Raw genomic sequence first — 24,198 nt, 5'->3', positions numbered from 1 at the left:
AGAGCGTAGCCAGTTGCCACATCCGGGTCGAAAAGGCCACCCCTACCGCCCCGTCTTCCGCCTCGACGAGGGACGAACGCGGGGTCAGCGGAGGCGACGGGCCAGCGCGGTCAGGACCACCGTCAGCCCGGCCAGGGCGACGCCGGAGACGGCCGGCTTGTGCGTACCGATCCACAGCGCCGCCGAGCGGCGGCGGGCCCGGTCGGTGAACACGCCCTCCGCGCCCCGGTCCCGTTCGTCGTCCCCGGGGCGGTCCAGGTTGTCCCGCCAGGCTGCCGGGTCGATGGGGGTCTCGGTCTGCTGGCTGTCGTAGCCGTCGCGCGCCAGCTTCCGATCGAGCAGGCCGGGCGCGAGGACGTCGCCGAGCCGGGCGCGCCAGGTCGGTCCGCCCACGTTCAGCTCGCGCGGCCCGTGATCGGCCGCCCAGACGATCGCCCTCGCGGCCACCTCGGGCGCGAAGATCGGCGGTACCGGCTGGGGGTGTCGGGGCAGCCGGGTGCGTACCCAGGAGAACTGCGGGGTGTTGACCGCCGGCAGCTGCACCATCGACAGCTTCACGCCGGGGCAGTCGTGCAGCAGCTCCGCCCGCAGCGAGTCGTTGAAGCCTTGGACGGCGTGCTTGCTCGCGCAGTACGCCGACTGCAACGGGATGCCGCGGTAGGCCAGCGCGGAGCCGACCTGCACGATCGCGCCCCGCCGCCGCGTCCGCATGTGGCGCAGCGCCGCGAGGGTGCCGTGCACGGTGCCGAGGTAGTTGACCTCGGTGACCCGCCGGAACTCCGCGGCCGGGATCTCCCACGCCGGGGCGAAGACCGAGACCATCGCGTTGTTCACCCACACGTCGATGCCGCCGAAGCGGTGCACCACGTCGTCGGCGGCCTGCTGCACCGCCCCGGCGTCGGCCACGTCCACCCGGTAGGTGCGCACGTCCGAGGCGCCCCGCTCCCGGCAGTCCCGCTCGGCGGCCGCCAGCCCGGCCTCGCCCCGGGCGAGCAGCGCGAGCCGGGCGCCGCGCTCCGCGTAGCGGCGGGCGATCGCCCGTCCCACGCCGGCGCTCGCCCCGGTCACCACCACGGTCTGTGTCATCCGTCCGCCTTCTGTCGGATGGCGATGTCGGCCAGCCGGGTCAGGGTCTCCTTGTTGCGCTGGTGCAGCACCAGGTCGTTGACCTTGTTGCGCACCCAGCGCAGCGGACCGGCGGCGAAGTCCTCGCCCATGCGGACCCGGGTCGCGCCCGCGCCGACCGCTTCGAGGGTGAAGACCACGACGGCCTCCCCGGCCGGCCAGAGGCCGGCGCGGATGACCAGCCGGCGCGGCGGCTCGCAGGTCAGCACCGTCGAGGAGTCGTGCAGGGAGAACGGCCACGGCCCGGCCTTGTGGTGCAGCTGGCTGCCCACCCGGGGCCAGGCGTCGTCGACGTCGCGGACGTGCACCGTGCCGACGACCCAGTCGCTGTACGTCCACCCGTCCGCCAGCACCGCCCAGACCTGCTCCGGGGAAGCTTCGATCACTTTCTCCACAATCGCCACTGCGCTCCCATACCCCGACTGCGGTCGGGGCTAACGGTGCCCGGCGCGTCGACCTCCGCGGGGGCGCGGCCCACGGTGGTTAGCTTCTCCCGGGCGCCGGGTAACGGCACCTGCGGGCCGGCGTGTCGACGCCGCCGGCGTACGGCGTGGCCAGCGCTTTCAAGAGGACGTTTACTCGCCGGGGCGCCGGGAACCCGCCGCCTGTGCGACAGGACCAGGTGGAGCCGGATCAGCGCAGGTCAGCCCGGGTTTTTGCCGGCGCTGGCGAGGGCGCGTCCGGGCCCGTCCTGTTCGACGCGGTGCTGCTGGACCGGGACGGCACGCTGATCGAGGACGTGCCGTACAACGGCGATCCCGACAAGGTGCGGCCGGTGCCGGGGGCACGGGCCGCCCTGGACCGGTTGCGGGCGGCGGGCCTGCGGCTGGCGGTGGTGACGAACCAGTCCGGCCTGGCCCGGGGGTTGTTCACCGCGGCGCAGATGCGGGCCGTGCACGCCCGGGTCGAGCAGCTGCTGGGGCCGTTCGACGCCTGGCTGGTCTGTCCGCACGACGACGGCGACGGATGCGGGTGCCGCAAGCCGGCGCCGGGGCTGGTGTACGCGGCGGCGCGGGAGCTCGGGACCGTGCCGTCGCGGTGCGTGCTGGTCGGGGACATCGGCCGGGACATGACCGCGGCGTCGGCCGCGGGCGCCTCGGGGATCCTGGTGCCCACGCCGGTGACCCGCCCGCAGGAGGTGGCCGCCGCGCCGCAGCTCGCACCCGATCTGGCGGCGGCGGTGGCGGAGATCCTGCGCCGCCAGGCGGCGGTCGACCCGGCGACCTACCGGCCCGCCGGTGGGCGGCGGGTAAGGACGGTGCTGGTGGTGCGCGCCGACTCGGCGGGGGACCTGCTCGTCACCGGGCCCGCCATCCGCGCCGTCGCCGCCGGCGCCGAGCGGGTGGTGCTGCTCTGCGGGCCCCGGGGACGCGCCGCGGCGGAACTCCTGCCCGGCGTCGACGAGATCGTCGAGCACCGGCTGCCCTGGATCGACCCCGCCCCCGACCCGGTCGAGCCCGCCGACATGCGTGGGCTCGTCGACCGGCTCGCCGCCGTGGGCGCCGACGAGGCGGTCGTCTTCACCAGCTTCCACCAGTCGCCCCTGCCCCTGGCCCTGCTGCTGCGCCTGGCCGGGGTCCGCCGCGTCAGCGCCATCAGCGACGACTACCCGGGCAGCCTGCTCGACGTCCGGCACCGCGTGCCGGCCGGCGTACCCGAACCGGAACGCGCGCTCTCGCTCGCCGCCGCCGCCGGCTTCGCCCTCGCCGACCACGACGGACCCGCCCTGCGCCTGCGCCCGGTGCCGGCGCCGCCGCCGGAGGTCGGCGCGCCGGGCTACGTGGTGCTGCACCCCGGCTCGGCGGCGCAGGCCCGGGGCTGCCCGCCGGAGCTTGCCGAGCGGATCGCCCGCGCCCTGACGGCCGCCGGCCACCGGGTGGTGGTGACCGGCGGCCCCGACGAGCGGGAGCTGACCGCGCGGGTGGCCGGCGACGTCGCCGTCGACCTGGGCGGGCGGACCTCCCTCGCCGGGCTGGCCGCGACGGTCGCCGGCGCCGGCGCGGTCGTGGTCGGCAACACCGGCCCCGCCCACCTCGCCGCCGCCCATCAGGTGCCGGTGGTCAGCCTGTTCGCCCCCACGGTCCCGTTCGGGCAGTGGGGGCCGTGGCGGGTGCCCACGGTGCGGCTCGGCGACGCGGAGGCGCCCTGCCGGGACACCCGGGCCGCGCGCTGCCCGGTGCCCGGGCACCCCTGCCTGGCCGGCGTCGAGCCCGGTCAGGTCCTCGACGGGCTGCGGCTGCTCGGGGTGGCCCCACCGGTCCGGCCGGCGCCGCCCGTCGCCGGCCGGGGGAGCGGCGTGCCGGCGGTGGCGAGCACCGGCGGGAGCGGCTGATGAACCTGCTCCTGTGGCACGTGCACGGCTCCTGGACCACGTCGTTCGTGCACGGCAAGCACCGGTACCTGGTGCCCGTCACCCCGGACCGGGGCCCCTACGGCCTCGGTCGCGCCCGCACCTACCCGTGGCCCGACACGGTCGTCGAGGTGACCCCCGAGCAGTTGCGCACCGCCGACGTCGACCTGGTCGTCCTGCAACGGCCCGAGGAGATCGACCTCGCCGAGCAGTGGCTGGGCCGCCGGCCCGGCCGCGACGTCCCCGCCGTCTACGTCGAGCACAACACGCCGAAGGACGGCGACGTCCCCAACAGCCGGCACCCCATGGCCGACCGCGACGACCTGCTCGTCGCCCACGTCACCGGGTTCAACGAGCTGTTCTGGGACACCGGCGCCACCCGCACGACGGTGGTCGACCACGGCATCGTCGCTCCCGCCGTGGAGTACACGGGCGAACTCGACCGGCTCGCCGTGGTGATCAACGAGCCGGTACGCCGCTGGCGGGTCACCGGCACCGACCTGCTGCCCCGCTTCGCCGAGATCGCCCCGCTGGACGTCTTCGGCCTGAAGGTGGCCGGGCTGGCCGAGCACCTGGGCCTGCCGGCCGACCGGCTGACCAGCCACGACGACGTCCCCCAGCACCGGATGCACGCCGAGTTGGGGCGGCGGCGGGCGTACCTGCACCTGTGCCGGTGGACCTCGCTGGGGCTGAGCCTGATCGAGGCGATGTCCATCGGGATGCCGGTCGTCGCGCTGGCCGCCACCGAGGCGGCGATGGCGGTGCCACCCGGGGCGGGCGCGCTCTCCACCCGGCTCGACACCCTGCTCGACGCCGCCCGCCGGTTCATCGACGAGCCGGCGCAGGCGCGCCGGGCGGGGGCGCGGGCCCGCGTCGCCGCCCGGGACCGCTACGGCCTCGACCGTTTCCTCGCCGACTGGGACCGGCTGCTGGAGGAGGAAGTATGCGCATCGCGATGATCTCGGAGCACGCCAGCCCGCTCGCCATCCTGGGCGGCGAGGACGCCGGCGGTCAGAACACGCATGTCGCCGAGCTCTCCGCCGCCCTCGCGGCCGCCGGACACGACGTGCGGGTCTACACGCGCCGCGACGCGGTGGACCTGCCGGTCACCGTACGCAGCCCGGACGGCTACGACGTGGTGCACGTCCCGGCTGGGCCGGCCGAGCCGGTCGCCAAGGACGCCCTGCTGCCGCACATGAGGGAGTTCAGCCGCTGGCTGGTCGACCGGTGGCGGGGCGGCGACTGGATGCCCGAGGTGATCCACGCGCACTTCTGGATGAGCGGCCTCGCCGCGCTGGCCGCCGGCCGGCAGACCGGGGTGCCGGTCGTGCAGACGTACCACGCCCTGGGGGTGGTCAAGCGGCGGCACCAGGGCGTGCAGGACACCAGCCCGGCCCGCCGCATCGGCTACGAGCGGGAGCTGGGCCGGTCCGTCGACCGGGTCGTCGCCCAGTGCCGGGACGAGGTCGGCGAGCTGGTCCGGATGGGCGTGCCCCGGTCCCGGATGACGGTCGTGCCGTCCGGGGTCAACCTCGGCACGTTCGCCCCGCTGGGGCCGACCGCCGAGCGGGAGGACGACCGGCCGCGGATCCTGACCGTCGGCCGGCTGGTCGAGCGGAAGGGCTTCCAGACCGTCGTGCGGGCGATGGCGTACGTGCCCGGGGCCGAGTGCGTGGTGGTCGGCGGCCCGCCCGCCGGCCTGCTGGAGACCGACCCGTACGCCCGCCGGCTGCGCGCCCTCGCGGTCAGCTGCGGGGTGGCCGACCGGGTGAAGCTGGTCGGGGCGGTGCCCCGCGAGGAGATGGGCCGCTGGTACCGCTCGGCGGACGTCCTGGTGGCCGCCCCCTGGTACGAGCCGTTCGGGCTCACCCCGCTGGAGGCGATGGCGTGCGGCGTGCCCGTGGTGGGCACCGCCGTCGGCGGGATCAAGGACACCGTGGTCGAGGGCGTCACCGGCGACCTGGTGCCGGCCCGGGACCCGCGTGCGCTGGGCGCCGCGATCCAGCGGCTGCTCGACGACCGGATCCGCCGCTTCGCGTACGCGACGGCGGCGCGGGAGCGGGCCCGGCGGCGGTACTCCTGGGCGGCGACCGCGGAGCGGCTGGTGGAGGTCTACGGCGACGTGGCGGCGGTCCGCCGGCCCACCCGGGTGGTGGCCTGATGGCGGCGACGACGCCGCTGGACGCGCACCTGACGAACCTGGCGGCGGCGCTGGTGCCCTTCCGGCGGCACGAGCCGCTGCTGGCCCGGTGGGGGGAGACCCTGGCGCGTCGGCTGGTCGACGGCGGCCGGCTGCTGGTGGCCGGCAACGGCGGCAGCGCCGCCGAGGCCCAGCACCTCACCGCCGAACTCGTCGGGAAGCTGCGCGACGACCGCCAGCCCCTGTCCGCCATCGCGCTGCACGCGGAGACCTCCGCGATGACCGCCATCGGCAACGACTACGGCTACGACGAGGTCTTCGCCCGCCAGGTACGCGCCCACGGCCGCGACGGCGATGTCCTGCTGCTGCTGTCGACCAGCGGCACCAGCGCCAACCTGCTCGCCGCGGCCCGGGCCGGCCGCGACAGCGGGCTCACCTGCTGGGCCCTGACCGGACCCGCCCCCAACCCCCTGGCGGAGCTGTGCCACGACGTCCTCGCCGTCGGCTCGCCCGACAGCCAGGTCGTCCAGGAACTCCACCTCGTGACCAGCCACCTCCTCTGCGAGTACGTCGAGCGGGCGTTGCCGGTGGCGGCCGCCGCGCCCGTACGGACCGGGGTCGAGGTGGTGCTCGACGGCGGTGCAGGTCAGCAGGTCCAGGCGTGATGAGGGGGGAAGCGTGAGGGGACCCGTCGTGGTGGTTGGTGACACTCTGCTGGACCGGGACGTCGAGGGGGTGGTGAACCGGCTCTGCCCGGACTCGCCGGTGCCGGTGCTGGACGAGACCGCGCACGTCGACCGGCCCGGCGGCGCCGGGCTGGCCGCCGTCTTCGCCGCCGCGCAGGGCGCCGAGGTGGTGCTGGTGACCGCTTTGGCGGACGACGCGGGGGGCGCCCGGCTCAGCTCGCTGCTCACCGACGCCGGCGTGCAGGTGTATCCCCTCGGGCTGCACGGCGGCACGCCGGAGAAGGTCCGGCTGCGCGCCCGGGGCCGGGTGCTGCTGCGCCACGACCGGGGCGGGGCGGCCGGTACGCCGGGGGAACCGTCCGAGGCGGTGCTGCGGGTGATCGCCCGCGCCTCCGCCGTGCTGGTCAGCGACTACGGGCGGGGCGTCGCCCGGCAGCCCGCGCTGCGGGCGGCCCTCGCCGCCACCCGGGCGCCGGTGGTCTGGGACCCGCACCCGCGGGGACCGGCGGCCGTGCCGGGGGTGCACCTCGTGACCCCCAACGAGTCCGAGGTGCGGGAGCTGGTCACGGTCCCGCCGGGGGCGACCCGGCTGGCGACGGCGTCCCGGGGCGCGCAGGGGCTGCGCCAGCGCTGGCGCGCGGGCGCGGTCGCGGTGACCCTGGGCGGGGACGGCGCGCTGCTCTGCCACGCCGGCGCGACCCCGATGGTGGTGCCCGCCCCGGCCACCGCCGAGGGGGACACCTGCGGCGCCGGTGACCGGTTCGCGGCCACCGCGAGCCTCGCCCTGGCGCGGGGGGCGCTGGTCTCCGAGGCGGTGCAGGAGGCGGTCGCCGAGGCGTCGGCGTACGTGGCGGGCGGGGGAGTGGCGACGGCGCTGCCACGCCCGGCGCGTCCGCTGCCGCCGGCGGTCTCCAGCCCCGGCGGCGAGCGCGTCGGGGTGGCCGCCGCGGCCGGCGTGGTGTCGGCGGTACGCGCGTCCGGCGGGACGGTGGTGGCCACCGGCGGCTGCTTCGACCTGCTGCACGCCGGGCACGTGGCCACGTTGCAGGCCGCCCGGCAGCTCGGCGACTGCCTGGTGGTCTGCCTGAACTCCGACGCGAGCGTGACGGGGCTGAAGGGCCCGGACCGGCCGGTGACCCCGCAGGGCGACCGGGCCCGGCTGCTCGCGGCGCTGAGCTGCGTCGACGCGGTCATGATCTTCGACGAGGCCACCCCGCACGCGGCGCTGTCGTGGCTGCGGCCGGACGTCTGGGTGAAGGGCGGTGACTACGCCGGCGACGGTGGCGAGCCCGCCCTGCCCGAGGCGGAGGTGCTGCGCCGGTGGGGCGGCAACGCCGTCGTGGTGCCGTACCTGGACGGCCGCTCCACCACCGGGCTGATCGCCGCCGCCCGGTCGACCGGCGCCGCCGGCGCGGCCCGTCCGCTCGGCGGGCCGCCGCTCTCCGACACCGTGCCGCCGGCCTGTGCGCCGCCACCCGGCCCCGCCCCCGGCGGCTCGTCGACACGGCCCGGCGGCTCGTCGCCACGGTCCGGCGGCGAGCCGGAACGGACGCGGGCCGGTCGGCCCGGCCTCGGCCGGCGGAGCAGGGCGGAGGGCACCCGATGAGCGGGGGGCCGCCCGGCGCGGGGCGGACCGTGCTGGTCACCGGCGGATCGAGCGGCCTGGGCGCCGCCGTGGTCGCGGCCGTGGCCCGCGCCGGCGGACGGCCGCTGGTGCTGGACCGGCAGGCGCCCGCCGACGGGGTGCCGTGGGTGGAGTGCGACCTGGCCGACACCCGCGCCGCCGAGGCCGCCACCCGGCAGCTCGCCGAGCGGTCGGGCGGGCTGGACGCGGTGGTCACGGCGGCGGGGGTGGACGTGCCGGGGAAGCTGGCGGACGTGCCCGGCGAGACCTGGGACCGGATCGTGGCCGTGGACCTGCTCGCCACGGCGGCCGTGGTGCGGGCCGCCCTGCCCTTCCTGGAGACCTCCCGGGGGAGCATCGTGACCGTCGCCTCCACGCTGGGGGTCAAGGCCGTCGCCGACGCGACCGCGTACTGCGCCGCGAAGTTCGGGGTCGTCGGCTTCACCCGGGCCCTCGCCGCCGAACTCGCCGGCAGGGTCGGCGTCACCCTCCTCGTGCCCGGCGGCATGCGCACGGCCTTCTTCGACGACCGCGACGCCGCGTACAAGCCCGGCGCCGACGCCGTCCTCAACGACCCCGTCGACACCGCCGCCGCCGTCATGTTCGCGCTGTCCCAGCCCGCCGGCTGCGCCGTCCGCGAGATGGTGGTCTGCGCCGACCGGGAAACCTCCTACCCGTGATCCTCGCCCTGCGCGCCCTCGGCGTCGGCGACCTCGCCACCGCCACCCCGGCTCTGCGCGCCCTGCGCGCCGCCCACCCCGACCGGGAGCTCGTCCTCGCCGCACCGGGCTGGCTGGCGCCGCTGGTCGACCTGGTCGGCGGCGTCGACCGGCTGGTGCCCACGGACGGGCTCGGTCGCCCCGACCCGGCCCTGCGGACGCCGCACCTCGCGGTCAACCTGCACGGGCGTGGCCCCGAGTCCCACCGGATGCTCGCCGGCACCCGCCCCGGCCGGCTGCTCGCCTACGCCAACCCCGAGGCCGGTCACCACGACGGCCCCGGCTGGCGCGCCGACGAACACGAGGTCGACCGCTGGTGCCGGCTGCTCGACTGGTACGGCATCCCCGCCGACCGTACCGACCTGGACCTGCGGCGCCCGGCCCCCGGCGGCGTGCCGAGCGGCGTGACCGTGCTGCACCCGGGCTCCAAGGTCCCGGCGAAGCGGTGGCCGCCCGGACGGTTCGCCGCGCTGGCCCGGGAACTGGCCGCGCGGGGGCACCGGGTGGTGCTGACCGGCAGCCCCGAGGAGCAGGCGACGGCGCAGTGGATCGCCGACGACGCGGGGCTGCCCGCCGACGCGGTGCTGGCCGGCCGGACGGACCTGGGCGCGCTGGCGGCGCTGGTGGCGTACGCCCGGCTGGTGGTCAGCGGGGACACGGGCGTGGCGCACCTGGCGACCGGCTACCGCACCGCGTCGGTGGTGCTCTTCGGCCCGGTCTCCCCGGCCCGGTGGGGGCCGCCGCCGGGCCGGCCCCGGCACCGCGCGCTGTGGGCGGGCTCGGGGGATTGGCCCAGGTGGGACGGGGTAGGAAGCCATCCGATGTTGGCGGCCATCGGAGTCGACGAGGTGGTGGCCGCCGTGGCCGAGGTGGAACGGGCGGTGCGGGTCTCCGGTGCGGTTGCGGCGTAGTGATCCGGGCAGGCCGGGGTACGGGCGACGCCGGCGCGGTCGGGGCTGGCTCTTCCTCGACCCCTCGGGGCAGCCGGTCCGCGACCCCGACCAGCTGGGCCGGCTGCGCGAGCTGGTGATCCCGCCGGCCTGGCGCGACGTGTGGATCTGTCCGTACCCGAACGGGCACATCCAGGCCACCGGCATCGACGCGGCCGGGCGCAAGCAGTACCTCTACCACCCGACGTGGCGCGAGAAGCGCGACGAGGCCAAGTTCGACCACGTGCTGGAGGTGGCCCGGCGGCTGCCGGTGCTGCGCGAGCGCGTCGGGCGGGACCTGTCCGGCCGAGGACTGCACCGCGACCGGGTGCTGGCGACGGTGACCCGGCTGCTCGACATGGGGATGTTCCGGGTCGGCAGCGACCAGTACGCGGCCGGCGACGACCCCACGTTCGGGGTGTCCACCCTGCGCCCCGAGCACGCCCGGTCCCGGGGCGGCTGCGTGGTGTTCGAGTTCCCCGCGAAGGGCGGCATCGAGCAGGTGCGCCGCATCGAGGACCCGGAGCTGTGCCGGGTGCTGGTCAACCTGCGCCGCCGGCGGCGCACCGCCGACCGGCTGTTCGGCTACCGGGACGGCGAGGACTGGCGCGACGTGCGCAGCGACGAGGTCAACGAGTACCTGCGGGACGCCAGCGGCGGGGAGATGACGGCGAAGGACTTCCGCACCTGGCACGCCACGGTGCTGGCGGCGACCGAACTGGCGACGGTGGGCACGCCGCGCTCGGCCACCGCCCGCAGGAGGGCGGTCGCGGCGGTGATGCGCGACGTCGCGGAGCTGCTCGGCAACACCGCCACCGTGGCGCGCACGTCCTACGTCGACCCGCGCGTGGTCGACCTCTTCCACGACGGCGTGGTGGCCCCGGTCGACCCCGCGACGCCCCGCGAGAAGGCCGAGCGGATCGTGCTCGAACTGCTCGAGGACGCCTGAGGCGGCCCGGCTCGTCCGCTCCGGGCGAGGGGCTGCGGGGGCCGGTGGGCACCGGGCGGCCGCCCGCCGCCTCCGCGGGCGGCGGGCGCCTCGCCACGGCCCCCGTTGGCGGTCCGGTCCCGACGCCGTGGCGGGGCGGGATCGGCCACCTCGGAGGTCAGTCTGCCCCGACCGGGTTGACCGTGGACGCCGCCGGGTTGACTTCCCGTGCCGCTTCCTCCGGCTGGCCGGCCCGCCAGGCCTGCGGCCCGACGCCGTGCGCCTTGCGGAAGACCCGGCTGAAGTGCGCCTTGTCGGGAAAGCCCCAGCGGGCCCCGATCACCTGGACCGGCTGGCCGCGCAGGACCGGGTCGGCGAGGTCGTGCCGGCACCGCGCCAGCCGCAGCTCGCGGATGTACGACGCGACCGTCGACTCCTCGGCCTCGAAGAGCCGGTGCAGGGTACGCAGCGAGACGTGGTGCGCGTCCGCCACCACCTGCGGGCTGAGCGTCGCGTCCCCGAGATGCCGCTGGATGTACGCCCGCACCTGGGCGACGAGGGCGCGCCGGCGGACCTCGGTCGGCACGGCGTCCTCGGCCACCAGGTGCCGGCCGAGCATGGTGGAGGCCAGGTCGAGCCCGACGGTGCCGAGCCGGGCGGCGTCGGTGGCGTGGTACTGCTCGGGATGGCGGGCGATCTGGAGGAGGAACTGGGCCAGCAGCGCGCCGATCCCCTCGGTGCCGGACATCCGGCCGCCGAGCAGGGGCGCCAGCCGGTCCGGCGGCAGCGGTAACGCGGCGTGCGGGATGACCGCGACGACGGAGCGGGCCGGCTCGCGGCCGTCGTCGTCGCCGAGGTGCCGGACCCCGTGCGGCCGCGACCCGTCGTAGAAAATGAACTCCTCCGGCCCCAGCACGGCGCTGCGGCCGGCCTGGCTGGCCGCGCCGTCGCCGTTGACCGTGAGCGCCAGCGTGTAGATCTCCGGGGCCGACTCGCGCGCCAGCCTCGGTGTCCGGACGCCCTCCAGCGACGGGTACCGGTAGTTGACCACCTGGATCGGGCCGAGCTCGACGATCTCCGCCCGGGCGGTGAAGTCGTGCGCGTGCTCCGTACGGATCCGCAGCGGCGACGCCGTGCGCGCCACCAGGTCGAGCCACATCCCGAAACGGTCGCCCGCCGGCACCTGCTCGGTGTCGACGGTGGTCCGCCGAAGCATCCGCTTCCCCCGTCCTCGCGCCGTTGCGGTGCCCATTGTCCATCGTGGGCGCTCCGCCCGCCCGCGACGTCATCCGCCCCGCTCGGCGGCGCCGGTCGCGCCGGCTCAGTCCGTGGCCGTCCGGCTGCGGATCAGCGCCTCGACGCCGTCGAGGATCCGGTCGAGGCCGAACCGCCACTCCGCGTCGAGCTCCTCGTCCATCTCGTCCGCGGCGTCCGCCAGCAACTCCCGGACCGCCGGGTACGGGCCGTTGCGGGTCAGCCGTTCGAGCTGCTGCCAGTACCGCGCGCCGACCTCGTCCGGGCTGAGTTGCTCCCGTGCCGCCGCCTCGGTGAGGTCCGCGGTCAGCGTGGCCCAGTACCGGGCGTACCCGCTGACCAGCAGGATCGTCGAGAGCCGCTCGAGGCCGCGCAGGCCGGTGCCGCGCAGGGCGGCGAGTCCCTGCTCCATCCAGCGGACCCCGTTGGGGCCCATCGGCGGGCCGCCGATCGGGACCTGCCGGATCCACGGGTGGCGGTGGATCGCCGCGACGTTGGCGTGCGCCCAGCGGGCGAGGGCCGTCCGCCAGCCCTCGTCCGGGCCGCGTGGCGCGGGCGGATCCCCGTAGCCGGCGTCGGCCATGAGTTCCAACAGGTCGGTCTTGGCGGAGACGTAGCGGTAGAGCGACATGGTCCCCACGCCCAGCTCGCCGGCCACCCGGTTCATCGACACCGCCGCCAGCCCGTCGGCCTCGGCCACCCGGATGCCGGCGGCCACCACCTGCTCCATCGTGAGGCTGCGCCGGGGGCCCTTGCCGGGACGTTCCCGCAGGCCCCAGGCGAGCTCGATGCTCTCCGGCAGCTCGACGTCGGCGTCGCTCATCCCACCTCCCGGTGCGTGTTTGACCGCCATCCTATCTTCTGCGTATGGTCTACGCAGAACAGCGTACGTAGTACGCAGAAGGCGGAGGGTGAGGGGTGATGGAGACAGCAGCGGTGCAGACCGTCGACCTGTGCAAGCGCTACGGCGGGGTGGCGGTCCTCGACGGGCTGACCATGCGGGTGGCCCGGGGCAGCGTGCACGCCCTGCTCGGCCCCAACGGGGCGGGCAAGACCACGACCGTACGGATCCTGGCCACGCTGACCGCGCCCGACGGGGGTACGGCCTGGGTGGACGGCCACGACGTGGTCCGCGACCGGCGCCGGGTGCGGCGGGCGATCAGCCTCGCCGGCCAGCACGCGGCGCTCGACGACCAGCAGACGGGCGTGGAGAACCTGCGCATGATGGCCCGGCTGGTCGGGCTGGCCCCGGCCGCCGCCCGGCGGCGGGCCGGCGACCTGCTGGAGCGCTTCGACCTGGTGGCCGCCGGCGGCCGGCGGGTGGCGACCTACTCCGGCGGGATGCGCCGCCGACTCGACCTCGCGGCGAGCCTGGTGGGCGAACCGTCCGTGATCTTCCTCGACGAGCCGACGACCGGCCTCGACCCGCGCAGCCGGCAGGGCCTGTGGGAGGTGGTCGCCGAGCTGGCCGGGGCCGGGGTCACGGTGCTGCTCACCACGCAGTACCTGGAGGAGGCCGACCGGCTCGCCGACCGGATCGCCGTGCTGCACCGCGGCCGGCTCGCCGCCGAGGGGAGCGCCGCCGAACTCAAGCGCCGCTTCGGCGCCCACCGGCTGGAACTGACCCTGCGCGACGCGCAGAGCTTTGCCGCCGTCGGCCAGCGCCTCGGCGACCTGGTCACGCACCGCGACCCGGCCCGCCTGGAGTTGGCGGTGGCCACCGGCGGCGACGCGGCGGAGATCCGCCACCTGCTCGACCACGCCGACCCCGACCGGCGCGGCCTCGCCCGCTTCATCGTCCGCGAGGCGACCCTGGACGACGTCTTCCTCACCCTCACCGGCGACCCGGTGACCGCCCACCCGGAGGTGGCCCGTGTCTGAACTGACCCTGCGTCCGACCCGCGCCGGCGAGGCGTTCGTCATGGTGGCGCGCTGCCTGCGGCTGTCCCGCCGCAACGTCGACGCGCTGCTGACCTCGCTGCTGCTGCCGGTGCTGCTGATGCTGCTCTTCGTCTACCTGTTCGGCGGTGCGATCGACACCGGCACCCGCTACGTCACCTACGTGGTGCCCGGCGTCCTGCTGCTCTGCGCCAGCTTCGGCGCGGCGAACACCGCCGTCAGCGTGACCACCGACCTGACCAACGGGGTCATCGAGCGGTTCCGCACGATGGACGTCGGCGCCACCGCGATCCTCGGCGGGCACGTCGCCGCCAGCATCGCCCGCAACACCGTCTCCACCGTGCTGGTGCTGGCCCTCGCCGTCGCCATCGGCTTCCGCCCGGCCGTCGACCCGCTGCGCTGGCTGGCCGCGTTCGGGGTGCTGCTGCTCTTCCTGCTCGCCATGTCCTGGCTGTCGGCGGCCTTCGGACTGCTGGTCCGCACCCCGGAGGCCGCCAGCGGCTTCACCTTCCTGGCGATGTTCCTGCCGTACCCGAGCAGCGCCTTCGTGCCGGTGGAGACGATGCCGAGCTGGATCCGCGGCTTCGCCGACCACCAGCCCGTCACGCCCGTCATCGAGACGCTGCGCGCCCTGCTGCTGGGCACGCCGACGGGCACGGCTCCGACCCTGGCGGTGGCCTGGTGCCTCGGCTTCCTGGCCGTCTCGGTGCCACTGACCGCCGTGCTGTTCCGCCGCCGCGTGGCCTGACCGCCACCACCCCGGGCCGCGCCCACCGGCCGCCGCGCCGGCGACGGCAACGAACGCGCCGCGCCGCCACCGGCGCCCGGCACGCCCACCATCGCCGGGTACGCGACGGCGGCACCGGACCTCGTCCGGTGCCGCCGTGGTCGTCGGCGCGTCAGTCGTTGAGCACCTGGGAGAGCCGGTCGCGGAAGCGGCGCTCCGAGTCGCTGACGACGTCCCCGCCGAGGCCCAGGATGCCGCCGCTGGACGCGGCGCCCACCACCTGCTCGGCGATGTCGACCAGCCAGTGCTTGTAGGCGCCGGCCTCGCCCTCGTCCGTCCGGGCGGCCAGCAGCACCGCCGCCTCCCTGGCCCGGCCCAGCACGTCCTCCAGGTAGGCGCGCGGATCGGACGGCGCGATGACCGGCATCTCCTCGCCGGCCTCCGGGTCGCCCACCCGCGAGACGATCTCGCCGGCTACGGCCGCGACCAGCGGGCTGGCCGACTCCCGGCCGGCGGCGATGGTCTCCAACCCGGCCGCGTTCTCGGCCATGGTGCGCCGGGTGCCGTCGGACTCGGCGGCACTCGCCGCGGTCAGCACCGACTGCGGCAGGCCGACCAGCAGCCCCCACTCCTCGTCGGAGAAGCCGAATCCGGTGTACGCCGGCTGCTCGATCACGGCAACGCCCCTTTCCGCACTGATGTCGCTCGTCGTCCACGGCCCCGCCAGCGGTGCCCGGCTCAGGCTAGTCGAGGGTCAGCAGGCCCTGTTCGGACACCACGCTGACGGACAGCGTCTTGTACCCCACCTCGTCGAAGAGAACCGTCATCCGGTCCTCCTCGTAGCTCAGCACCAGACCGTGACCCCACTCCGGGTGCCGGACCTGGCTGTGCACGGGGAACGGCCCGACCGCGCCGTCGTCCGGGGTGCTGGTGCCGGCGTGGCAGTTGTCGCAGTGCCCGCAGACCTGGGTCATCTGCTCACCGAAGTAGGCCAGCAGCGTCTGCCCCCGGCAGGCGGTGGTCTCGGCGAAGGCCCGCATCATGTCCGTACGCGACCGGGTCACGGTCTGCTGCCGCTCGGCCTCCGCCAGGGCCGCCGCGGCGGCGTCCACCGGCGCGGGGGAGTAGCGGGGGGCGCCGATGCGCTGCCTCGCCCTCGGCTCGGCCGCGCCCACCTGCTCCAGCAGGGCGAGGTACTGGCCGAGCTTGCGCGGGCCGAGGCCGGTGACCTCGCGCAGCTCCTTCTTGGTCCGGGCCTTCTTGCGCAGCAGCGCGGAGAGGTCGCGCAGCTCGTCGGCGTCCGGCAGGCCGCCGCTGAAGAAGCGCTGGAGCCCGACGTCCTCGGCCTGCCACAGCAGCAGTACCCGGGCCGGGGCGCCGTCCCGGCCGGCCCGCCCGATCTCCTGGAAGTAGCTGTCGGGCGAGTCCGGCAGCGCCATGTGGACCACCCAGGCGATGTTCGGCTTGTCGATGCCCATGCCGAAGGCCGAGGTGGCCACCATGATCGGCACCTGGTCGGCGAGGAACGCCTCGTGCAGCTCGGCGCGGGCCCCGGCCGCCATCCCGCCGTGGTAGTACTGCGCCGGGAAGCCGGCGTCGGTGAGCCGGGCCGCCAGCTCCTCGGCGGAGCGCCGGGTGGGCACGTAGATGATGCCGGGCCGGGTGTCGTCGCGCAGCAGCGCGATCAGCCGCCGCCACCGGTAGTCCTCGGTCGGGCAGTGCGCCACCTCGAGGAACAGGTTCGGCCGGTCCAGCCCGGAGACCACCACCTCGGGCTCGGTCAGCCGCAGCCGGGCGATGATGTCGTCGCGTACGGGCGGGGAGGCGGTGGCGGTCAGCGCCACCACGGGCGGCCGGCCGATGCCGTCGATGAGGTGGCCCAGCGCCAGGTAGTCGGGGCGGAAGTCGTGCCCCCAGGCGGAGATGCAGTGCGCCTCGTCGATTGCCACGAGCGCCGGCTTCAGCGACTTCACCTCGGCCATCCGGTCGGGGTTGGCGAGCTGCTCCGGGGTGATGAAGAGGAACTCGGCCCGCCCGTCGCGGATCTCGGCGATCGCCTCCGCCTGCTGGGCCGCCGACTCGTTCGAGCTGATCCGCACCGCGCGCAGCTCCGGTCGCTGCCGCTCGTTGAGCGCCGCGATCTGGTCCTGCTGGAGGGCGAGCAGCGGGGAGATCACCACTGTCGGGCCGGGGATCAGGCTGGCCGGGATCTGGTAGATCGCCGACTTGCCGGCGCCGGTGGGCAGCACCACCAAGGCGTCGCGGCGCTTCATCACCGCCCGCATGGCGGCCAACTGGTGGGGCCGCAGTGCGGTCCAGCCGAAGAGGCTCTTGGCCGCGCGGCGCAGTGTCGTCGAGTGCGTGGACGGTTTCATCGAGGGCCGGAGGTACCCGCCGTGATCAGCGGCGAAACCGCCGGCCCGGGTGACGCCGGCGACCCGGCACGCCTGGTGGCCGAGGGACGGCAGGGTCGCGGCCACCACCCGCGCCTTCGTCGAGGGCCGCCCGTCGCCGTCACTCCGCCAGGTAGCCGGTGGCGGGGTCGATCTCGGCGAGGAAGCCGCGGATGGCCTCCTCCATCGCGGCCCGGCTCATCGGGGCACCGGCAACCCCGGAGAGGCCGAAGCCGTAGTCGTGCGGCCCGCTGAGCCAGTCGAAGTCGTACGTGCCGGGCTCCTCGGCGCGTACCGGCTGCTCCGGGCGGTGTGCCCGCGCTGAGCCCGGGCAGCCCCACCGGCGGGGTGCCCGGGGACGGCGCGGTCAGCGCACGCGGGGGAACACCTCGCGCTCGTAGAGGTCGAGCAGGCCCTGCCAGTTCGGGCCGGTGTTGGCCACGTAGACCTCGTCGAAGCCCGCCTTGGCGTACTCCTCGATCTTCGCCAGATGCGCGTCGCCGTCCCGCCCGCAGACGAACGCGTCCTTCATCATCTCCGGGCGCACCAGCTCCGCGGCCTGCTCGAAGTGCCGCGGAGAGGGCAGCACCTGGGACAGTTCGCCCGGCACCCCGGCGTTCGGCCAGCGCTCGTACGCGATCCGCACGCCCTCCTCCTCGGTCTGCGCGTACGCCGCCTTGAAGCCGGCCTGGCACGGCTTGTCGCCGCCGCCGCCCTCCCGGAACCGCCGGACCAGCTCGGCGTCGGGCGAGGTGTTGACGAAGCCGTCACCGATGCGGGCCGCCAGGTCGACGGCCTTGGGGCCGAAGCCCGAGACGTAGACCGGCGGGGGAGTGTCCGGCAGCGTGTAGATCCGCGCGTGCTCGACGGTGTAGTGCTTGCCGTGGTGGTTGACGAAGCCGCCGCGCCACAGCTCGCGCATCACCTCGACGGCCTCCTCCAGCATCTCCAGCCGGACGTCGGTCTGCGGCCAGACGTCGCCGAGGATGTGCTCGTTGAGCGCCTCGCCGCTGCCCACCCCGAGCACGAACCGACCGGAGTGCATGACCGCGCTGGTGGCCGCCGCCTGCGCCACGACGGCCGGGTGGATGCGCACGGTCGGGCAGGTGACGGCGGTGGTGACCGGAAGCTGGCAGACCTGGCTGAGCGCGCCGATCACCGACCAGACGAAGGGGCTCTGCCCCTGCGCGTCCGTCCACGGGTGGTAGTGGTCGGAGATCCACAGCGCCTCGAAGCCGGCCCGCTCCGCGCCGCGCGCCTGCTCCAGCAGCTCGGCCGGCGTGTACTCCTCGGTGGACAGAAAGTAGCCGATCCTCATCGTTCCCCCTCGCCGTGTCGTTACCGGGTCAACGAGGCAGGCGGTACCCCGGTGGCCGCCGTCGAACCGCGGGCGGCGGCACGCGGCGCGCTCAGCGCCGGAACATCGCACGGATCGCGGCGAGCAGCAACAGACCGCCCACGACCAGGCCGAGCAGGCGTACGCCGGGGATGTCGGCCGGGCTCGTCGCGTCGGCCAGCAGCAGGGGATCCATCCCCGAACTGTCCCCAGCGCCGGGCCGGAGGGCAACTGTAAGGTTTATTGACTATTTCCTCGCGCGGTGTGACCATGTCAGCACCGCCGCTGGTGGCGGGCCGCCCGGGCGCGGAGAAGACGGGGGTACGACGACCGCATGAGCGAGCGACACATCAGCCACCACGCGGGCGGGCCGGCGTGAGCGGGCGCACCGAGCCGACCACGGAACGCCGGGGGGTGGCGCCCCGCGCCACCGCGCGCCGGGCGGGGGTGCCGGCGTGAGCGCCGCCGGCGGGAGCCTGGCCTCCCTGGCCGCCGCCGTCCTGCAGCCGGGGTTCGTCGGCACCACGCCGCCGCCCTGGATCTGCCGCTGGCTCGGCGAGGGCCTCGGCTCCGTGGTGCTCTTCGCCCGCAACGTGGTCGACCCGGAGCAGGTGGCCGCCCTCACCGCCACCCTGCGCGCCGAGCGCCCCGACGTCGTCGTCGCCATCGACGAGGAGGCCGGCGACGTGACCCGGATCGAGTCCGCCCGGGGCAGCTCCCGGCCCGGCAACTTCGCCCTCGGCGCGGTGGACGACCCGGCCCTGACCGAGGAGGTCGCCCACGACCTCGGCGCCGACCTCGCCGCCCTGGGGATCACCCTCAACTACGCCCCCGACGCCGACGTCAACTCCAACGCCGCCAACCCGGTCATCGGCGTACGCGCCTTCGGCGCCGAGCCGGCCCTGGTCGCCCGGCACACCGCCGCCTGGGTGCGCGGCCTCCAGGCGGGCGGGGTCGCCGCCTGCGCCAAGCACTTCCCCGGGCACGGCGACACCAAGGTCGACTCGCACCACGACCTGCCCTGGATCACCGCCGACCGGGCCCGCCTCGACGCCGTGGAGCTGGCCCCGTTCCGGGCCGCCGTGGCCGCCGGGGTGCAGGCGGTCATGACCGGCCACCTGCTGGTGCCGGCGCTGGACCCGGAGCTGCCGGCCACCCTCAGCGGTCGGATCCTGGGCGGGCTGCTCCGCGACGAGCTGGGCTTCTCCGGCGTCGTGGTCACCGACGCGGTGGAGATGCGGGCGGTCGCCGACCGGTACGGCTTCGCGGGCGCGGCGGTGCGCGCCCTCGCCGCCGGCGCCGACGCGATCTGCGTGGGCGGGGAGCGCGCCGACGAGGGATCGGCCCGGCTGCTGCGGGACGCCATCGTCGCCGCGGTCGTCGCCGGCGACCTGCCCGAGGAGCGCCTCACCGAGGCGGCCAAGCGGGTGGGTCAGCTCGCCGAATGGACCGTGGCCGCGCGGGCCGACCGGCCGCCCCGGCCCCGCCCGACCGCCGCCGGCTCGGCCGTCGGGCTGGCCGCCGCCCGCCGGGCGCTGCGGGTCACCACCGCGCCCGCCGGCGTCGGCGCGCTGCCGCTGACCGGTCCCGCGCACGTGGTCGAGTTCGAGCCGCCGCGCAACATCGCGATCGGTCCGGAGACCCCGTGGGGCCTCGCCGCCCCGCTGGCCGACCTGCTCGCCGGCACCACCACCGTCCGCTACGCCGAGGCCGACGTGCCCGATGACCCGACCGCCGGGGCGGCCGGGCGGTGCGTGGTGCTGGTGGTACGCGACCTGCACCGGCACGACTGGATGCGGGCGTCGGTGACCCGCGCGCTGGCCGCCCGCCCGGACGCGGTCGTGGTCGAGCTGGGCGTGCCCGAGCTGGTCACCGGCGCGGTCCACGTCGCCACCCACGGCGCCACCCGGGCCGCCGCCCACGCCGCCGCCGGGCTGCTGGCGGGCCGCTGACCACCCGGCGCCCCCGCGCTACGGCTCGGGGGTGACCAGGTCGGCGTACTCGGGATGGCGGTCGATGAAGGCCGCTATGAACGGGCAGCGCGGCACCACCGTCGTGCCGCGCTCGCGGAGCTGGTCGAGGGTGCCCCGCACCAGGGCCGCGCCGACGCCCATGTTCTGGAACCGCGAGCCGACCTCGGTGTGGGTGAAGACCAGCACCTCGCCGCGCGGCAGGTACGCGGTGAAGCCGGCCAGCGCGTCGTCGACCAGGATCTCGAACCGGTGCTTGGCGGGATTGTCCTCGACCAGGGTGCTCACCCGGCCATTCTGCCCCCGCCACCGGCGAGCCGGTCCAGTTCGCCGAGCAACCGGTCCACCTCGTCGACGGTGTTGTAGTGGTAGAGGCTGGCGCGCACCGCCCCGCCGCTGTCCCGCAGCCCCATGGCCTGGAAGTACTCGTAGGCGTAGTAGTCGCCGGCGGAGAGGCAGAGGCCGGCCGCGCCCAGCTCCTCCTGCGTCCGCTGCGGGGAGAGCCCGGCCAGCCGGAAGGACACCGTCGGGCAACGCCGGGCGGGGGAGCCCAGCACCGTGACCCCGCGCAGCGCGGCCAACCCGGCGAGCAGCCGCTCCAGCAGCGACTCCTCGTACGCCCGCGCGGCGGCCAGCCCGGCGAGCAGCCGCTCGCGCCGGCTGCCGGTGGCGCTCGGGTCCAGCGCAGCCAGGTGGTCGACGGCGGCGGCCACGCCGGCCAGCAGGGGGAAGCTCGGGGTGCCGTACTCGAAGCGGTCCGGCACCGCGTCGGAGGAGGGCAGCAGCTTCGCCGGACGCAGCCGCTCCCACGTCGCCGGGGCGGCCACCATCGCGGCCAGGTGCGGGCCCGACCACTTGTACGCGCTGGTGACCAGGAAGTCGGCGCCCAGCGCGGCGACATCGGTGGGGCCGTGCGGCACCGAGTGCACACCGTCGACGCAGACCAGCGCGCCGGCGGCGTGCGCGGTCGCGGCGATCGCCGCCACGTCCGGGACGGTGCCGGTCGCGTTGCTGCCGGCGGTCACGGCGACCAGCCGGGTCCGCTCGCCGACCAGCTCCGCGTAGCGGGCCGCCGGCAGCTCCGCGGTGTCCCGGTCGAACTCGGCCCAGCGCACCGTCGCGCCGGCCGCCTCGGCGGCCTGCACCCAGGGGCGTACGTTCGCGTCGTGGTCCAACCGGGAGACCACGACCTCGTCGCCGGGGCGCCACCCGGCGCCCAGGGTCCGGGCCAGGGTGTACGTCAGCGCCGTCGCGCTCGGGCCCAGCACCACCCCGTCGGGCTCGGCGCCGAGCAGGTCGGCCACGGCCGTACGGGCGGCGGCCACCATCTCCAGCGACCGCCGGCCGGGCGCGAAGGCCGCGCTGCGGTTGCCCACCGCCGCGCGCATGCCGGCGGTGACCGCGTCGATCACCGGGCCGGCGGTCTGCGTGCCGCCGGCGCCGTCGAGGTGGACGAAGCCCTCGGCGAGGGCGGGGTAGGTGGCCCGGGTGCGGGCGATGTCGAACGGCATGCCCGGGACCCTAACCCCGTCGCGGGCGCCCCACCTGGGCGGATGATCACGCACTGCCGGAGTGGCCGGCGTCTCGTACCCTTGGCGGGGTGACGAACCGACGTGTTCCCTCCCCGCTGACCCCCACCCGCCGGGCCGCCGGCCTGCTGGCCGGCCTGGCGCTCGGCGTCGCCGTGCTCGCCGGTTGCAGCTCCGAGGGCGCCAGCACCGACTGCGGCCTGGACGCCTGCACGGTCACGTTCGACCGGGGCGTGGACGCCAGCGCCACGATCCTCGGCGTCGAGGCCAAGCTGATCGGCGCGCAGGGCGACCAGGTGACCGTGGAGGTCGCCGGTGAGCAGCTGTCGCTGACGACGGGCCAGCAGGCCACCGAGGTCGGCGGCTTCGCCGTGACGCTGGACAGCGTCACCGACCAGGAGGTCAAGATCAGGGTGTCGAGGAACCCGGGCAACTGACCTGGCCGGGGCGGCGGTGGCCGACGTTTGGAAATCTTCCTATTCGGTGATTGTGGCGCCATGTCACTCACCCGGAACGCCGAAGCCACCGCCTCCCGCACGGCGAACAGCAGGTGGCTCGAACTGTTGGCCAGAGTCGGATTCATCGGCTACGGCACCGTGCACCTCCTGTTCGCCTGGCTGGCGTTGCAGATCGCGTTCGGCAAGCCCGGCGACGACGGCGACCAGTCCGGCGCGCTGCGCACCATCGCCGCCCAGCCGCTGGGCAAGTTCCTCGTCGTCACGATCGCGGTCGGCCTGCTCGCCATGGCGATCTGGCAGGCCCTGGAGGCGGCCGTCGGGCACCGCGCCGAGCGCGGCAAGGAGCGGGTCTGGGAGCGGCTCGCGTCGCTGGGGCGGACCATCGTCTACCTCTACTTCGCCTGGACGGCCTTCAAGGTCTTCAAGGACGCCCGCTCCAACAGTGCCGACCAGCAGGAGGCGCTGACCGGCAGGGCCATGGAGTCCTCCGGCGGCCGCTGGCTGGTCGGCCTGGCCGGGCTCGTCCTCGCCGCGATCGGCGTCGGCCTGGTGATCTACGGGCTGATCAAGCGCTTCGAGAAGCACCTCAAGACCGGTGAGATGAGCCCGAAGACGCGCCAGCTCACCCGCCGGCTGGGCATTGCCGGCTACGTCGCCAAGGGCGTCGCGTACGGCATCTCCGGCCTGCTGATCATCCTGGCCGCCGTGAACTACGACCCGGAGAAGGCCCGCGGCCTGGACGCGGCCCTGCGCACGCTGCGTGACCAGGCGTACGGCCAGGTGCTGCTCACCCTGGTGGCGCTCGGTATCGCCGCCTTCGGCCTGTTCTGCTTCCTCCAGTCCCGGTATCGCAAGGTCTGAGCCTGGTCGATTCCGGCGTCGCCGGGCACCATTGGGCCTTTGCCCGAAGCACGTGCCCGGTGCCAGGAGGAGGAAAGAACCTGTGCAGAGCTACCTCGGGACGATCGTCGCCACGCTCGCCGCGGCGGCGATCGCCCTGTTCGCGGTCGAGGTCGCGCACCGCGTGATCCGGCGGGTCGGTCGGCGCTCCCTGCTGTTGACCGAGCTCACCGACCACGCACACCGGTCGATCCAGGTCGCCGCCACGGTCGTCGCCGTCCAGTTCGCCGTGCGGTTCAGCACCGGCTACGCGGTCGGCGACCAGTGGCGGCGGGTGCTGTTGCACCTGCTGGTGCTCGCCGTGATCGCCAGCGTCGCCTGGCTGGTCGCCTCGCTGCTCGTCGTGGCGGAGGACACCGCACTGGCCCGGTTCCGGGTGGACGTGCCGGACAACCGGCACGCGCGGCGGGTGCGGACCCAGGTGGTGATGCTGCGCCGGTTGACGATCGCGGTGATCGTCGTGCTGGCGGTCGGCGTGATGCTGATGACCTTCCCCGCCGTACGCGGCATCGGCGCCGGCGTGCTGACCAGCGCCGGTGTGGCCGGTGTGGTCGCCGCGCTGGCCGCGCAGAGTCTGCTGAGCAACGTCTTCGCCGGCCTCCAGCTCGCCTTCAGCGACGCGGTCCGCCTCGACGACGTGGTGGTGGTCGAGGGGGAGTGGGGCCGCATCGAGGAGCTGACGCTCAGCTACGTGGTCGTGCAGATCTGGGACGACCGGCGGCTGATCCTGCCCACCTCGTACTTCACCACCAAGCCGTTCCAGAACTGGACGCGGACCGAGGCGGCGGTGCTGGGCACCGCCGAGTTCGACCTCGACTGGGCGATCCCGGTGCAGGCGATGCGGGAGGAGCTGCGCCGTCTGGTGGAGGCCACCGACCTGTGGGACGGCCGGGTCTGCGTGCTCCAGGTGACCGACGCGACGGGCGGAACGGTCAAGGTGCGCGCCCTGGTGAGCGCCGCCGACGCCGGCAGCCTCTGGGACCTGCGCTGCCTGGTCCGCGAGCAGCTGGTGGCCTGGATCCGGGACCACCGGCCGACCGCCATGCCCCGGATGCGTACCGAGGTCGGGGACGCGGAGAGCAACCTGGCGTGGCAGTGGGTACGCCCCCGCCGGCCGGTGCGTCGCCGCACCGACGCCGAGGTGCCCGACGACGCCCGGGTCTTCGGCGGCAGCGACGACGGCGACGCCCGCAGCGAGGCCTTCATCGGCCCCGACGAACCCGCCGAATCC

The 24,198-nt window shown here is 75.6% G+C and carries 23 protein-coding genes and 1 pseudogene; 14 read left to right on the top strand and 10 right to left on the bottom strand.

The features are described 5' to 3' along the window. Positions 1-84 precede the first annotated feature (84 nt). Complete coding sequence (locus ACSNN9_RS12530; protein ID WP_436673216.1) at positions 85-1,086, bottom strand: SDR family oxidoreductase; 1,002 nt, start codon at positions 1,084-1,086, stop codon at positions 85-87. Further along, positions 1,083-1,511: an SRPBCC family protein gene (locus ACSNN9_RS12525; protein WP_357878303.1), complete on the bottom strand. Its 429-nt coding sequence runs from the start codon at positions 1,509-1,511 to the stop codon at positions 1,083-1,085. The genes ACSNN9_RS12530 and ACSNN9_RS12525 overlap by 4 nt, the downstream gene beginning before the upstream one ends. A 317-nt stretch (positions 1,512-1,828) precedes the next feature. Here ACSNN9_RS12525 and ACSNN9_RS12520 point away from each other — a divergent pair, with 317 nt between their 5' ends. The 8 genes and pseudogenes from ACSNN9_RS12520 to ACSNN9_RS12485 all read left to right on the top strand — a co-directional run bounded on the left by ACSNN9_RS12520 (position 1,829) and on the right by ACSNN9_RS12485 (position 10,522). After that, entirely contained in the window at positions 1,829-3,457 is a 1,629-nt protein-coding gene (locus tag ACSNN9_RS12520; protein WP_436673215.1) for an HAD-IIIA family hydrolase, read from the top strand. Then, positions 3,457-4,434, top strand: a complete 978-nt coding sequence (locus ACSNN9_RS12515; protein WP_436673214.1) for a glycosyltransferase — start codon at positions 3,457-3,459, stop codon at positions 4,432-4,434. Before ACSNN9_RS12520 ends, ACSNN9_RS12515 begins: the two co-directional genes overlap by 1 nt. Next, entirely contained in the window at positions 4,419-5,636 is a 1,218-nt protein-coding gene (locus ACSNN9_RS12510) for a glycosyltransferase (RefSeq protein ID WP_436673213.1), read from the top strand. The genes ACSNN9_RS12515 and ACSNN9_RS12510 overlap by 16 nt, the downstream gene beginning before the upstream one ends. Then, complete coding sequence (locus ACSNN9_RS12505; RefSeq protein ID WP_436673234.1) at positions 5,633-6,280, top strand: D-sedoheptulose-7-phosphate isomerase; 648 nt, start codon at positions 5,633-5,635, stop codon at positions 6,278-6,280. Before ACSNN9_RS12510 ends, ACSNN9_RS12505 begins: the two co-directional genes overlap by 4 nt. A gap of 13 nt (positions 6,281-6,293) precedes the next feature. Beyond that, positions 6,294-7,704, top strand: a pseudogene (locus ACSNN9_RS12500) (PfkB family carbohydrate kinase); the annotation flags it as partial. A 199-nt stretch (positions 7,705-7,903) separates the two neighbouring features. After that, entirely contained in the window at positions 7,904-8,605 is a 702-nt protein-coding gene (locus ACSNN9_RS12495; RefSeq protein ID WP_436673212.1) for an SDR family oxidoreductase, read from the top strand. Next, complete coding sequence (locus ACSNN9_RS12490; protein WP_436673211.1) at positions 8,602-9,555, top strand: glycosyltransferase family 9 protein; 954 nt, start codon at positions 8,602-8,604, stop codon at positions 9,553-9,555. Before ACSNN9_RS12495 ends, ACSNN9_RS12490 begins: the two co-directional genes overlap by 4 nt. Next, positions 9,539-10,522: a DNA topoisomerase IB gene (locus tag ACSNN9_RS12485; RefSeq protein WP_436673210.1), complete on the top strand. Its 984-nt coding sequence runs from the start codon at positions 9,539-9,541 to the stop codon at positions 10,520-10,522. Before ACSNN9_RS12490 ends, ACSNN9_RS12485 begins: the two co-directional genes overlap by 17 nt. A 157-nt stretch (positions 10,523-10,679) precedes the next feature. Here the strand turns inward: ACSNN9_RS12485 and ACSNN9_RS12480 are convergent, their stop codons facing one another. Both ACSNN9_RS12480 and ACSNN9_RS12475 read right to left on the bottom strand, forming a co-directional pair. Then, entirely contained in the window at positions 10,680-11,717 is a 1,038-nt protein-coding gene (locus tag ACSNN9_RS12480; protein WP_436673209.1) for a helix-turn-helix domain-containing protein, read from the bottom strand. Positions 11,718-11,822: 105 nt separating this feature from the next. Beyond that, positions 11,823-12,578: a TetR/AcrR family transcriptional regulator gene (locus ACSNN9_RS12475; protein WP_436673208.1), complete on the bottom strand. Its 756-nt coding sequence runs from the start codon at positions 12,576-12,578 to the stop codon at positions 11,823-11,825. A 98-nt stretch (positions 12,579-12,676) separates the two neighbouring features. Here ACSNN9_RS12475 and ACSNN9_RS12470 point away from each other — a divergent pair, with 98 nt between their 5' ends. Then, positions 12,677-13,636, top strand: a complete 960-nt coding sequence (locus ACSNN9_RS12470) for an ATP-binding cassette domain-containing protein (RefSeq protein WP_436673207.1) — start codon at positions 12,677-12,679, stop codon at positions 13,634-13,636. Continuing rightward, the gene (locus ACSNN9_RS12465; protein WP_436673206.1) at positions 13,629-14,402 is read left to right on the top strand and encodes an ABC transporter permease; all 774 of its coding nucleotides are present in this window, start codon (positions 13,629-13,631) and stop codon (positions 14,400-14,402) included. The genes ACSNN9_RS12470 and ACSNN9_RS12465 overlap by 8 nt, the downstream gene beginning before the upstream one ends. A gap of 151 nt (positions 14,403-14,553) precedes the next feature. On the opposite strand, the gene ACSNN9_RS12460 is transcribed toward ACSNN9_RS12465, so the two are convergent. The 4 genes from ACSNN9_RS12460 to ACSNN9_RS12445 form a co-directional block, all read right to left on the bottom strand. Then, positions 14,554-15,057 (bottom strand): hypothetical protein, encoded by a 504-nt coding sequence (locus ACSNN9_RS12460; RefSeq protein WP_334607723.1) that lies wholly within the window; start codon positions 15,055-15,057, stop codon positions 14,554-14,556. 67 nt (positions 15,058-15,124) lie between these two features. Further along, entirely contained in the window at positions 15,125-16,756 is a 1,632-nt protein-coding gene (locus tag ACSNN9_RS12455) for a RecQ family ATP-dependent DNA helicase (RefSeq protein WP_436673233.1), read from the bottom strand. A gap of 385 nt (positions 16,757-17,141) precedes the next feature. Continuing rightward, complete coding sequence (locus tag ACSNN9_RS12450) at positions 17,142-18,092, bottom strand: TIGR03557 family F420-dependent LLM class oxidoreductase (protein ID WP_436673205.1); 951 nt, start codon at positions 18,090-18,092, stop codon at positions 17,142-17,144. Between the two features lie 91 nt (positions 18,093-18,183). Beyond that, positions 18,184-18,306, bottom strand: a complete 123-nt coding sequence (locus ACSNN9_RS12445; RefSeq protein ID WP_255474757.1) for a hypothetical protein — start codon at positions 18,304-18,306, stop codon at positions 18,184-18,186. Positions 18,307-18,565: 259 nt separating this feature from the next. On the opposite strand from ACSNN9_RS12445, the gene ACSNN9_RS12440 reads away from it, so the two are divergent. After that, complete coding sequence (locus tag ACSNN9_RS12440) at positions 18,566-20,062, top strand: glycoside hydrolase family 3 protein (RefSeq protein WP_436673204.1); 1,497 nt, start codon at positions 18,566-18,568, stop codon at positions 20,060-20,062. 18 nt (positions 20,063-20,080) lie between these two features. On the opposite strand, the gene ACSNN9_RS12435 is transcribed toward ACSNN9_RS12440, so the two are convergent. Both ACSNN9_RS12435 and ACSNN9_RS12430 read right to left on the bottom strand, forming a co-directional pair. Then, a complete protein-coding gene (locus ACSNN9_RS12435) occupies positions 20,081-20,368 on the bottom strand; it encodes a GNAT family N-acetyltransferase (protein WP_436673203.1) in 288 nt (95 codons plus the stop codon). Then, positions 20,365-21,591: a cysteine desulfurase-like protein gene (locus ACSNN9_RS12430; protein ID WP_436673202.1), complete on the bottom strand. Its 1,227-nt coding sequence runs from the start codon at positions 21,589-21,591 to the stop codon at positions 20,365-20,367. The genes ACSNN9_RS12435 and ACSNN9_RS12430 overlap by 4 nt, the downstream gene beginning before the upstream one ends. Before the next feature lie 89 nt (positions 21,592-21,680). On the opposite strand from ACSNN9_RS12430, the gene ACSNN9_RS12425 reads away from it, so the two are divergent. From ACSNN9_RS12425 to ACSNN9_RS12415, 3 genes are all read left to right on the top strand, one after another. Next, positions 21,681-22,046: a hypothetical protein gene (locus tag ACSNN9_RS12425; protein WP_357876999.1), complete on the top strand. Its 366-nt coding sequence runs from the start codon at positions 21,681-21,683 to the stop codon at positions 22,044-22,046. Between the two features lie 60 nt (positions 22,047-22,106). After that, positions 22,107-22,928: a DUF1206 domain-containing protein gene (locus tag ACSNN9_RS12420; protein ID WP_436673201.1), complete on the top strand. Its 822-nt coding sequence runs from the start codon at positions 22,107-22,109 to the stop codon at positions 22,926-22,928. Positions 22,929-23,010: 82 nt separating this feature from the next. Further along, positions 23,011-24,198, top strand: a 1,188-nt coding sequence (locus tag ACSNN9_RS12415; protein WP_436673200.1) for a mechanosensitive ion channel family protein, incomplete at its 3' end; no start/stop codon positions are given.

The sequence above is a fragment of the Micromonospora sp. URMC 107 genome (assembly GCF_051386315.1).
Classification (GTDB): Bacteria; Actinomycetota; Actinomycetes; order Mycobacteriales; family Micromonosporaceae; genus Micromonospora.
The sequence above is the reverse complement of the archived record's forward strand: the minus strand, read 5'-3'. Positions and strand labels throughout refer to the sequence as shown.